General features: G+C 44.1%; 9 protein-coding genes. 5 read left to right on the plus strand and 4 right to left on the minus strand.

Annotated features, from left to right (window positions below; all coding sequences use genetic code 11):
* Positions 1–1062: a ChaN family lipoprotein gene (locus L6421_RS10355; protein ID WP_237261716.1), complete on the plus strand. Its 1062-nt coding sequence runs from the start codon at positions 1–3 to the stop codon at positions 1060–1062.
* 62 nt (positions 1063–1124) lie between these two features.
* On the opposite strand, the gene sppA is transcribed toward L6421_RS10355, so the two are convergent.
* From sppA to L6421_RS10375, 4 genes are all read right to left on the minus strand, one after another.
* The gene (gene sppA / locus L6421_RS10360; protein ID WP_237261717.1) at positions 1125–2132 is read right to left on the minus strand and encodes a signal peptide peptidase SppA; all 1008 of its coding nucleotides are present in this window, start codon (positions 2130–2132) and stop codon (positions 1125–1127) included.
* Entirely contained in the window at positions 2125–3129 is a 1005-nt protein-coding gene (locus tag L6421_RS10365; protein ID WP_237261718.1) for a 2-hydroxyacid dehydrogenase, read from the minus strand. Before L6421_RS10365 ends, sppA begins: the two co-directional genes overlap by 8 nt.
* Positions 3126–4289 carry a GGDEF domain-containing protein gene (locus L6421_RS10370; protein ID WP_237261719.1) on the minus strand — a complete coding sequence of 388 codons (1164 nt, stop codon included), beginning with the start codon at positions 4287–4289 and terminating at the stop codon, positions 3126–3128. The genes L6421_RS10365 and L6421_RS10370 overlap by 4 nt, the downstream gene beginning before the upstream one ends.
* 184 nt (positions 4290–4473) lie before the next feature.
* Entirely contained in the window at positions 4474–5574 is a 1101-nt protein-coding gene (locus L6421_RS10375) for a TRAP transporter substrate-binding protein (RefSeq protein ID WP_237261720.1), read from the minus strand.
* Between the two features lie 420 nt (positions 5575–5994).
* Here L6421_RS10375 and L6421_RS10380 point away from each other — a divergent pair, with 420 nt between their 5' ends.
* From L6421_RS10380 to L6421_RS10395, 4 genes are all read left to right on the plus strand, one after another.
* A complete protein-coding gene (locus L6421_RS10380) occupies positions 5995–8175 on the plus strand; it encodes a methyl-accepting chemotaxis protein (RefSeq protein ID WP_237261721.1) in 2181 nt (726 codons plus the stop codon).
* Between the two features lie 145 nt (positions 8176–8320).
* Positions 8321–8686 (plus strand): response regulator, encoded by a 366-nt coding sequence (locus tag L6421_RS10385; protein ID WP_237261722.1) that lies wholly within the window; start codon positions 8321–8323, stop codon positions 8684–8686.
* A gap of 264 nt (positions 8687–8950) precedes the next feature.
* Positions 8951–11605, plus strand: a complete 2655-nt coding sequence (locus L6421_RS10390) for a methyl-accepting chemotaxis protein (protein WP_237261723.1) — start codon at positions 8951–8953, stop codon at positions 11603–11605.
* Positions 11606–11724: 119 nt separating this feature from the next.
* Positions 11725–12267 (plus strand): heme NO-binding domain-containing protein, encoded by a 543-nt coding sequence (locus tag L6421_RS10395; RefSeq protein WP_237261724.1) that lies wholly within the window; start codon positions 11725–11727, stop codon positions 12265–12267.

Consider the following 12267-nt stretch of genomic DNA (forward strand, 5'->3'; position numbering starts at 1 on the left):
ATGTATAACTTTGCCTCAATTCAATCATTGCTTGCGACAGCGCTTCTCTGTAACCTAAGTTTATTGAGTGGTTGTGCTGAAAACCCAGCCAAAGCAAGTCGTTTGATTGACGTAACGACACTAGAATCCAACCCCCTTGAATCGAACATCGAAACCCAAGCTAAACTTGAACACGCTTACGACTATGTTCTGCTCGATCAATCTAAACAACCTGTCACTCTTGAAACCGCCATTTCACAATTAAGAAAAGCCGACATAGTGGTGATTGGCGAATACCACGGAAACCATGCCTCACACCTCTTGGAAATGCAGCTCTTGGCAGGTCTATATCGACAGAACCCGCAATTGTTGTTAAGTATGGAGATGTTCAATCGTGACCAGCAACCCCTCTTAAACGACTATTTAGATGGCAATATCGGTGAAGCCTATTTAATCAATGAGGCTCCTGCTTGGAATAACTATGCGGCCAGTTACCGTCCATTGGTGGAGTTTGCCAAAAATCGTTTTATCGGTGTGATTGCCGCCAATGCACCTGCTGACACGATACGCTGCATTGGACGAGAGGGAGAAAGCTATATATCCAAACTCGCCCCTGAAGAGCGCTTGCAAATCGCCCAGCAGCCCTTTGCTGAAATCCCGGGATATAAAAAACGATTTTATGAATTTCTGAAGCAGACCAGACCCCTTGCCGAACCGCGCAAACACAAAAGCTATTTGGCGCAAACGACTAGGGACAACACCATGGCTGAATCGATCTACCAGGCCTGGTTAAACCATCCAAACCATCAAGTTGTGCATATCAATGGCACATTTCACAGTCAAAACCATTTGGGAACGGTGGCCGCTTTAAAGCGCCTTGACCCAAACTTGAACATACAGGTAATCACACCGGCACATGTGGATGAATTTAATGGTTTGGACAAACTCAACCTAGAGGCGAACCTCACCGATGAATTTATCTACTTGCTCAAACCCCAGCCTGAGCAATATGTGAATGCCGCCTACAAACTTAAGGTACGAAAAGCACAATTTGATAAGGCCGAGCAAGCGACCTGTAAATAGTCGCTTATCTGGTAAAAAAGCTTAAGAACTTAAGAGTTTAAAAGCGTCAAGCTTGTGATTGATTACTGCAAATATAGGTAATAGATGCCCGCTTTCAACTGCATCTGCTCCAGTAAAGGCACATCGATCAATTGCAGCGGTTGCAACCCATTAGGCAACTGCATGCTGGGTGAATATTGGGTGGCATTTGGGTTTGACTTAAAACGGTAACTCACCACTTTACAATCCTTGGCATCCGCTAATTCACACGCTTTATCGGTCGCATCGGAAAGATAGCCTAACAAATCGACCAGGCCTGCCTTAATCGCTTCGGAACCCGTAAAGATTCGTGCGGTTTTGAGCTCTTCCATCTGTTGCTCTGATAGGTTACGCTGGGTTCTTACAATCTCGTAAAAACGCTGTGCCATGCTATCGACCATAGTTTGAAAAATCTGTTTATCGCTTTGACTTGCGGCTTTAAACGGTGAGCCCATATCTTTGTTTTCACCGGTTTTATAGACATTCACCGCCGCACCGATTTTCTGCATGGTGCCGGATAAATCGGCACTCATGGAAATCACGCCAACCGAGCCGGTGATGGTTGAGGGATGCGCCTGGATTTTATCCGCCGCCATCGCGATGTAAACGCCTCCGGATGCCGTGACATCCATCATCTGTACATAGAGCTTTTTCTTGGTTCGTTGTTTGAAGGCCAGCAATTCGTGATAAAGGATATCACTTACCGTTACACCACCACCCGGGCTATTGATTTTAAGCAATACGCTTTTGATTTTGCTATCTTCTTCGGCTTTTTTCAGTTGCATCATGACCGAATCCAATAGACTTGGGGCACGTGACAATAGACCTTGTTTGGGGCTGTCACTGATCACGCCGTCAATCGTAATAATCAAAACCTTATCGTCTGTTTTGCCCTTTTCCAAAACCTGTTCTTGAATCGGCGCATCGTAGGACTCACCCAATTTTATAGTGGCGCAGCCTGAAAGGGTGAAGACAAATACCAATACTAAAGCGAACAGGCCTGGTAACTTTACAAATAGGTTTTTTGACGATGGTGAAAACGAATTAATCACAGGTCACCTCATTCTCTAAACATTCATCTGCAGACTGTATTTGACTGTAAGCCAGAATATTATCCGCGGTGGTTTGGGCGATTTGCTCTAAGGCTTCATGAGTAAAATAAGCCTGATGCCCGGTGACTAGCACATTGGGAAAGGTCAATAAACGTTCAAAAGCATCATCTTGGATAATCTCACAAGAGTGGTCTTCAAAGAACAAAGCCCCCTCCTTTTCATAAACATCGATTCCCAAATAGCCAATTTGTTTAGACTTTAGACCCGCAATCAAAGCCGCAGTATCCATTAAACCGCCTCGACCGGTATTGATCAACATCACCCCTTCTTTCATCTTGGCGATATTTTCAGCGTTGATAATGTGATTGGTTTCAGCGTTTAGCGGACAGTGCAAGGTGATAATATCTGACTGGGTAAATAAATGTTCTAAATCGACCTGTTCAATCCCCAATTCCTTACAGGCCACACAGGTATAAGGGTCATATATCACCACATGGCATCCAAACGCCTTGAGCATTTTGCCAACCAGCCGTCCAATCAGCCCCGCCCCGATAATGCCAACGGTTTTACCATGCATATCAAAACCCAACATGCCGTTCAAGGCGAAGTTACCCTCTCGGATACGGTTATAGGCTTTATATAATTTACGGTTGAGGGCCAGCATTAAACCAACGGTGTGTTCGGCTACCGCATAAGGAGAATAGGCCGGAACACGCAACACTCTAATACCGAGTTTTTTAGCAGCGTTCAAGTCCACATTATTAAAACCCGCGCAACGTAAGGCAATGAGTTTGGTTCCACCTTGAGCCAATAAAGTTAAGACTTTTTCATCTAAACGATCGTTGACGAAAGTACTCACCACCTCCGCTCCTTGAGCAAAGGCGATGGTATCCAAGCCTAAAGAGACTTCTAAATAAAGGGTCTCCCAATCGGGTTGCATGACTCGACATAACGCCTGTTTATCGTATGGTTTACTGCTGTAAGCTACAATTTTCATGCACAACCTCGTGGGTATTGTTCAGGGCTAAAAATCACCGCCTGGTTACGTCCGTTGTTTTTAGCTTCATATAACGCCTTATCTGCAATTCGATACAGACAGGTAATGGTATTGATATCTTTCACTTTTGCCGAATAAACACCAATCGAAATTGTAATATACTTTTGTGTAGCGTCTTTTGCATGAGGGATTTTTAAAGCTTCTATCTCATTTTTTAACTTGGCTACCCAGCTACTCGTCTCTTTTGGCTGATCAGAAACCAATAGGCCGCCAAACTCTTCACCCCCTAAACGAAACACAAAATCGTCTTCACGTTTAATGTAAGCATATACCGTTTTAGCGACTTTCTGCAAAGCCGCATCTCCTTGATAGTGGCCGAATTCATCGTTATATAGTTTGAAATGGTCTATATCTAAAATGAAAAACGTTAAAAACAACTCACTCTCTTTATATTCCGTAATGAGTTTATCCAGCACTTCATTGAAGTAGTGGCGATTGTAGACTTCCGTTAAGGAATCAACGGTCGACAAACGTTGTAATTTTTTGAGATGCCTTCTTTCAACAATCTGTTGCTTTTCAATTTGTTTATTCATCCCATTATGAGCGATATCAATCACCAGCGCCAAAACAACCGCAAGTACGGATGCGGTCACAAATCGAAAATAGCTGATTTGATCCCAATTGCCATGATTCCACTCGCCAATTCCCATATAGGTCATCACAAATAGCAGCGCATAAAATCCACTTAAATAACTTAAACCAAATCTTCTGCCTACCATGGCGAAAACAGCAAATGGGGTAAAATAAATCCAAACCAAACTGAACCCTTCAGCTTGATTTAAATAGGTAAAAGCCAACAAAAAACCGAGCAAGAAAATTGCCATAAAATGTCCGACCAGACCGATTTCTTTCGTTTTATGTAGCTGATAGAGCAATATAAAAATGATAACCATGCCGACAAGATTAATAATGACATTAAAATTCTGACCCGTAATCAAAATATGCAAAATAGCAAAGCCCGATAAGGTTAAGCCTAAAATCATCATGATGGCCGCCAAAACCAAAATGCGAAAAGCGTCGTAAGGCCTATTCACCAGCATTTCGGGAACAACAAACATCCCTTGTAACCGAGTCTTCAATTCTTGAGTAAACGAAACCATAACGTCCTTTTAAGTTCTGTCTTTTATGTAGAGACTGAAGCAACAATCTCAGATATGAATAACTTACGAGAAATCTAAAAATTCCTCACCAGGCATATATTCATTATAAATCCCCAAAAAACAAAAAGCCCGAATTACCTTAACTGGACAACTCGGGCTTTCTCTTTGAGAAATATCAGACTGATTACAAAGAACGGGCTCGTAAATACGCTTGCTCAGAAGCTTCTGTCCATTGCATTACTTGTTTTTTAAAGGCTTTTTGCGAAGCCCAAACCTTTTGCGATAACGGATCTTTTGCCGCTTCTTCTTCAACAACTTGTTCAGAAATCGTTTTTAACGCTTTTAGAACATCATCTGGGAATTGTTTTAGCTGTACGTTATGCTCATTAATCAAGGTTTGCAAAGCTTGCTGGTTTCTTGCGGTATATTCCGCCAACATATCCGCATTAGCCACTTTTATCGCATTACGTACAATACTTTGTAAATCTGCTGGCAGTTCATTGAAGGCTTTCTCGTTAATCATACATTCCATGGTCGTACCTGGCTCATGCCAACCCGGTGTGTAATAGAACTTGGCCACCTTATAAAAACCAAACGCCAAATCGTTATAAGGCCCAACCCACTCGGTCGCGTCCAATGCACCGGACTGCATCGAAGGGAAAAGTTCTCCCCCTGGCAGGGTTACCGGAATACCACCAGCACGTTTAAGCACCTCTCCGCCCAGACCCGGCATACGCATCTTCAGGCCTTTCAGGTCTTCTAGTGAGTTAATCTCTTTATTGAACCAGCCGCCCATCTGGGTACCTGAGTTACCACCTGGATTTGGAATCAAGCCGAACGGTTTATAGGCTTCTTCCCAAAGTTGCAGACCACCACCATAGTACATCCAGGCATTCATCTCCTGAGCCGTCAAACCAAAAGGCACCGACGAGAAAAAAGCGGCTGATGGGATCTTACCCTTCCAGTAGTAAGCGCCGGCATGTCCGAGTTGGGCATTGCCGCGAGAAACCGCATCAAAAACTTCAAAAGCGCCAACCAATTCACCCGCGCCATAAACCTTAACATCGATTCTGCCACCAGACATTTCTGTGATCAGCTTAGCGATATTATTGGCACCTGTTCCCAATCCTGGAAAGTTCTTTGGCCAAGTGGTCACCATTTTCCATTGATAGGTTTTCTGCGGTTCACTGGCTACTTTGTTAGGCGCCTCTTCGGTACCGCATGCCGTTAAAGCCGTTGCCGCCGTCGCACCAGCGATAGCTCCAATAAAATCTCTACGCTTCATATAAAAACTCCTTGTGAAATTAGTTGTTCCATTTTAAGCAAAAAAAGCATCACTAAATAACTTTTTTAAAGCGATTAGGCCGATATAGCTAAATAATAGGTATGGGTTTTGCTTAATAGTTCAAAGAGTGACTTCAAGATAGCTTTTGAAGACTCTCTTTTGGGATGGAGGTATCCTAAAATCCACCTCCACACTACCCGGTCATTAGTTTTGGAAGCTAATGCATTAAAAAGCCTCTTCCATGGCAAAAATGCTAAGCGCGCTATTTTCCTTACTTATATCAGGGACTTAATGCTTTTCTTATATGTGATATCTTTTATGTATTACATGATTAAATTAAGCTATATTACATGCATAAAAACATATCGCTCTTTAAGCGAAAGCTATCAAATGGCATAAAAAGATTAAGAGGTGGAGTTCATGAGTTCAGCAAACGAGTATCTATTACCAGACGATTTAGTCATATTATCCACGTCTGATTTACAAGGAAATATAGTAGATTATAACGAGGGGTTTAGAGAGGCTTCCGGTTATACCGATGCTGAATTGAAAGGAAAACCGCACAATATCTTACGCCACCCCGATATGCCCAAAGAAGCCTTTGAAGACTTTTGGAAGACCTTACAATCGGCAAAACCTTGGCAAGGCCTGGTGAAAAACAAGCGTAAAAATGGTGAATACTATTGGGTTATGGCCAATGCCACACCGATTATAAAATCGGGCAAAGTCACCGGTTATTTATCGGTTAGATATCCTGCAACCGCCGCTCAAAAACAATATGCAACCAACCTTTATGCAGCTATTAAAGGCGGCAAAGCCAGCTTTCCTTGGACAAAAACACAATCCAAACTCAAACAATATCTAGTACCGTTCACCAGCATCGGTTTAGCGCTTGTGGCTTTTATTGGTTTAGCCACAGAAATTGAAATTTCTCCAATCTCAGGCGGGTTATTGGCTCTAGGAATCTTGTCAATTTTCGGTGTTGCATGGTCATTGCTGAAAGCTGGCCAACTCTCCAGTACGCTACGAGCAGGCATTGAAAACCTCGCCAACGGTGAAGTCAAAGAGGCGATTAAAGACACCTCTGAATTGGGATTTTTAATGAATATGGTGCGTTCACGTATGGCTGAGGGTGCCGCTAAAAATTACGATGCCGCCAAGACCGCCACCATTTTAACCACCGCCATGAACAGCGCCAATACCAACCTTATGGTGGCCGATGCCGACTTTAACATTAAAAGCACCAACCGCTCGTTAGACGAGATGTTTACCCGCAATGAACAACGCATACAACAAGCCTTGCCTCACTTTAAGGCCAGTGAAGTCGTTGGTTCGAATATGGATATCTTCCATAAAAACCCGGCACATCAACGCCAGATGGTGCATGCACTCAACGAACCATGGAGTGGCAACCTAAAGGTTTCCGACCTAATTTTAGAACTTACCGTAGTCCCCATTATACGCAACCAAATCAAAGTGGGTTACGTGGTGGAATGGTTAGATAAGACCAATCAAATCAACAATATCAATGACATTACCCGTGTACTTAAACATATCGAGGAAGGTGACTTTAACTACCGTGTTGAAGTACAACCAGGTGATTTGGAAGAGTTGGGCCATACCATCAATAAAACCATGACAACACTCGGTGGTGTAATGAGTTCAATTAGCGATGTCATGGCAGCGCAAGCGGCGGGTGACCTCACTAAAGAACTTCCTGCCGGTGTCTTTAAAGGACAGGTGCATGATTTAAAGAATGCGATCAACTTCTCTACCAGCAAAATCAAAGAAGTGGTCGGCATGGCTGTAGCGGTTTCCAGCTCGGTCAACAATGCCGCGCAAGAAGTGGCACAAGGCTCGATGGACTTGAGTGGACGAGTACAACAGCAAGCAAGTGCTTTGGAACAAACCTCAGCCACCATGGAAGAGATGAACGCGCAAGTGCAAAGCAGTAGCAACAATGCCCAAGAAGCCAGCAAGGTTTCTACCGATGTGAAAAGCAAGGTGGGGCAAGGTGTTACGGTAATGCAACAAACCATCCAAGCGATGAATGCCATAGAAGAATCAAGCCATAAAATTGCCGAAATTGTTAGCTTGATTGATGGCATCGCCTTCCAAACCAACCTATTGGCGCTTAACGCCGCCGTTGAAGCGGCACGAGCGGGTGAACACGGCCGTGGTTTTGCTGTGGTTGCCTCCGAAGTTCGTAGTTTGGCGCAAAAATCGGCCGAAGCGGCCAAAGACATTAAGACATTGATCGATGAAACCGTGACCCGTGTAAGCCAAGGTTCAACACTGGCGGCGGAATCGGGTGAAATGTTAAATGAAATCGATACCACCATCGACTCGGTCACCGTGATGATAACTCAAATTGCTCAAGCGGCCCAAGAACAGGCGGCCGGTGTTGAACAAGTCCATAAAGCGATTACCCAAATCGACAACGTGACACAACAGAATGCGGCTCTGGTGGAAGAAACCAATGCCGCGGCAGAAACCTTAAGAGAACAAGCCGATGCCTTACAATCGGAAATGTCTTATTTCAGTGTAGACAAGAACGAAGTGCTGGACGTTTCCAAATACGCTTTAACGTCTAAAAACTGACAAAAACCCACTGCAAATCCATTCTGTTGTAAAGAGGGCGTAAAAGATACACGCCCTCACCTAATTTTTGGACTTAAAATTCATCCATTAGATAATCTAACATCGTTTAAAAACAGACAAAAAACCATTTCGAGATTAAAGCATTGTGAGAAAACTAAACCTTTTATTAGTTGAAGATAACGACATCTTACGACAGATTCAAACCAAGGTATTTCAGGGCTATGGCCATGAAGTCCTTGCTGTAGAAAGTGCCGCAAGCGCACTCACCATGCTACGTCAAAAAACATTCGATTTGATTTTAATGGATTTGGTCATGCCGGAAATGGACGGTTTTGAATGTACCAAGCAGATAAAGGCACTGCAAATTCAAACCCCGGTGATCGCCCTTAGCGGTAACAATAGCGACGAGATTCAAAGGGATTGCTTGTTGGCGGGTATGAGTGGCTTTTTGGCAAAACCCACCAATCAAGAGGCGTTTGAGGCGATTATCCAGCAAGTGCTGGAGGCATAGTCATAACTACCGAGCATCCTATCAAGCGCTCTCCCTCTGTCATTCGTACAATCTTTCATCATACGAAAAACACCGTTTTGAATAACCTTATCAACAGGTTGTTTTTAAATGCGCCACAGCTCTTTCAGCAAAAAACCATGCCTAAAATCTCCATTTAAACGAACTAAATCCGTTTAAACCAAATATAGGTATGGGTTTTGCTGATAGAATCGAATCGGTACTTCAAAATATGTTTTGAAGCCTTTCATTTTGAACGGAGGCAATATGAAACTCACCCCTAAATTACTGGCCAGTTTTTTACTCATTGGTTTAACCCCACTATTTATCTTTGCGGCCATCTCGATACAAAATGCCGACAGCGGTTTAAAAGCGCTGGCTTCACAGCAATTGGAGTCGATTAGGGATAGTAAAAAAGCCTCTGTTGAACGTTATTTTCAAACCGTTTCTAGCGAAGTCATCACGCTGGCAGACACCCAGGTCATCCTGCAAGCGATGTTTTATCTGCCTGCGCAAGTCAATGCCTATCAAGCACTTGCCGACAATAGCGGCAATATTGACCAACTTAAAGCCAATTTATCCGCCAAATATCAAACCTTAACTATTGGCAAACAAACCGATGCAACGGCCTATGCCAATCAACTCGATGCTATCGCGGTGATGATGCAGACCGATTATCTGGTCAACAACCCCAATCCGGAAACCGAACGCTGGAAACTGAATAAAGGTCAAAGCCAATCCGCTTATCACGCTATTCACGCTTCTATGCAACCGGTCATTCATAAGTTCATCAGTAATGCACACTTCAATGACCTATATCTGATTGACCAGAACACTGACCGCGTACTCTACAGTGTTAATAAAGGTAGCGATTTTGGGGTGAACTTAGCCAATGGCCCTTTGAGCAATTCAGGCTTAAATCAGGCTTACCAAAAAGCGAAAAACCTACACGAAAATCAAACCGCTTTTGCAGACTTTTCACGCTATGAACCTGCCGGCAACAGCCCACAAGCGTTTATGGCTGCACCCGTGGTTTATAACAATAAAACCATTGGGATTTTGGTGGTGCAGTTAGGGCCAGAACAACTCAATGCAATCATGACCGACAACTCAGGCATGGGGCCTTCGGGCGATACATTCATTGTCGGAACCGACTATTTGATGCGCACCGACTCCGCCAAAAGCTCCACCCATAGCGTAGTCAACTCTTTCGCAAACCCGAAAACGGGGAGTGCAGATTACTCATCGGTAAAAGCCGCCCTAAAAGGTCAAACTTCAGTAGAGCTGATTCCGAGTTTTAATGGCACTGAAGTCATGAGTGCATACACTCCGGTTGATGCTTTAGGCACGCCATGGGCATTAGTTGCCGAACTGGATAAAACCGAAGCGTTATCGAGTTCGAACGCCCTATTGACCACCGCGTTAATCACCATCTTTATTGCCATTTTGGTTATTGTTTTGGTGGCTTTCGTGATTGCCCGCAGCATCTCTAGCCCGATTCAAAGCCTAGTTAACACCATTGGCAATATCGAGAACAGCAGTAACTTCACCATCCGCCATACAGTCACAGGCAAGGATGAAATCTCCCACGCAGGACACGCCATCAACCAACTGATGGGCAATCTGGACGCCTCATTCGGTGAAATCCAAAAGGTCATGCAAGCGATCAGTGAAGGCGACTTCAGCAAACGTATCAATACGCCGTTGCGAGGGGATTTGGAGAAACTCAAAACCTCGGTGAATGCCTCAGCCAATAGTGTCGACAATACCATGGATGCGCTTTCAAAAGTCATGACAGGAATTGCCGAAGGGGATTTTTCAGTCCGTTTGGATGATTCCGTCAAAGGCGAATTGAAAGGTCTGGTTGATAATGCCCTATCGCAAATGGATCATGCCATCCATACCATCAGTGATGCGATGGAACATGCTGCAAAAGGGGTCTTTTCCCACCGAGTCACCGGTGAACTTAAAGGCGATATGGTCAAACTCAAACACTCTGTTAACGCGTCTTTAGAGGAGATTCAGTCGGCAATCGATGAAATTACCGATGCGGCGAAAGCGATGGCTCAAGGTGATTTAACCCAAACCATCCAAGGTCGCCATGAGGGTGAGCTGAACGAGTTGCAACAAGCCTTGAATAGCTCCATTTCACACCTCGGCGACATGGTCAAATCGGTGCGTTTGGCATCAACCACGGTTTCACGTGGAGCCAATCAAATCTCATCAGGCAGTATGGATTTAAACGAACGCACACAACAACAAGCCGCAGCCCTTGAGGAAACCGCCGCATCAATGGAGGAGATGACCGCTTCGGTACAAAACAACTCCGATAGTGCTAGACGGGCGTTCCAATTGGCCGAAAATGCTCGAAACACCACACAAAAAGGCGTTTCGATTATGCAACAGACCATTCAAGCGATGCAAAACATTGAATCTGCAAGCAATCAAATCAACGACATCATAAGTATGATTGACAGCGTTGCTTTCCAAACCAACTTGCTGGCATTGAACGCCGCGGTTGAAGCCGCACGAGCAGGAGAAGCCGGACGAGGCTTTGCAGTCGTCGCAGGCGAAGTCAGAAACCTGGCTGGTCGTTCTGCCGATGCCGCTAATGAGATCAAAAAATTAATTGGCAATGCGGTTGAACAAATTCATAACGGTACCCATTTGGTTCATGAATCCAGCACCTCGCTGGATGATATCAACCAAGCGATTCAAGAAGTGAATGACATCGTTGCCGAAATCAGCTCGGCGAGTGGAGAACAAGCCAACGGCATCAGCCAGGTCAATATCGCAATCAATGAGATGGACCAATCCACTCAGCATAATGCACATTTAGTCGAAACCTTATCCAGCAACTCCAAAGAAGTCGACGCGAAGGCTGGCGAACTCAATGCGGTAGTGCAAGACTTTAAAATCTAACAGAACTGAATGCATAAAATACATCGAGAAGTTGCAATCTGAGTTAAGTGTACTTAACTCAGATTATTTTTTGTATTACACTGACAAGGTCTAGCTAAAATAAATAAAGGCCTGCTCTCATGAAAGGTATTGTGTTTTCTGAATTTATAGAACTTGTAGAAGATAAGTTCGGCTTTGAAATGGCCGATGAGATTATTGAAAAGTCCAATCTGCCTTCCGGTGGCGCTTACACCTCGGTAGGCACTTATGACCACCACGAGTTGATTGAATTAGTCACTCACCTAAGTGCCGAGACAGGCATTTCAGTTGAAGATTTGGTGAGGACATTTGGCGAACACCTCCTAGTACGCTTTTCTGAAGGTTATCCGATGTTTTTTGAAACGGTAGACAACTGTTTCGATTTTTTAGACACCATTGAAAACAAAGTGCATGTCGAAGTTCAAAAACTTTATCCTGAGGCTGAACTTCCGACCTTTGACTCTCAAATAGAGTCTGAAAAACGCATGACCTTAATCTATAGTTCAAAACGTCCATTTTCTGCTCTGGCCTACGGATTGATTAAAGGGGCTTCGACTTATTATGGTGAACAGATTGAGATTGAAATGGATGACCAATCTTCAGAAGGCTTGACCAAAGTCGTTTTCACCCTAACCAAACCCTAA

It is taken from the genome of Thiomicrorhabdus immobilis (assembly GCF_021654855.1).
GTDB lineage: Bacteria > Pseudomonadota > Gammaproteobacteria > Thiomicrospirales > Thiomicrospiraceae > Thiomicrorhabdus > Thiomicrorhabdus immobilis.

Excerpts from the sequence above, each read along its gene's own strand:
- L6421_RS10370 (WP_237261719.1), bottom strand. The coding sequence starts at position 4,289 with ATGGTTTCGTTTACTCAAGAATTGAAGACTCGGTTACAAGGGATGTTT.
- L6421_RS10365 (WP_237261718.1), bottom strand. The coding sequence starts at position 3,129 with ATGAAAATTGTAGCTTACAGCAGTAAACCATACGATAAACAGGCGTTA.
- L6421_RS10375 (WP_237261720.1), bottom strand. The coding sequence starts at position 5,574 with ATGAAGCGTAGAGATTTTATTGGAGCTATCGCTGGTGCGACGGCGGCA.
- L6421_RS10395 (WP_237261724.1), top strand. The coding sequence starts at position 11,725 with ATGAAAGGTATTGTGTTTTCTGAATTTATAGAACTTGTAGAAGATAAG.
- L6421_RS10380 (WP_237261721.1), top strand. The coding sequence starts at position 5,995 with ATGAGTTCAGCAAACGAGTATCTATTACCAGACGATTTAGTCATATTA.
- L6421_RS10390 (WP_237261723.1), top strand. The coding sequence starts at position 8,951 with ATGAAACTCACCCCTAAATTACTGGCCAGTTTTTTACTCATTGGTTTA.
- L6421_RS10355 (WP_237261716.1), top strand. The coding sequence starts at position 1 with ATGTATAACTTTGCCTCAATTCAATCATTGCTTGCGACAGCGCTTCTC.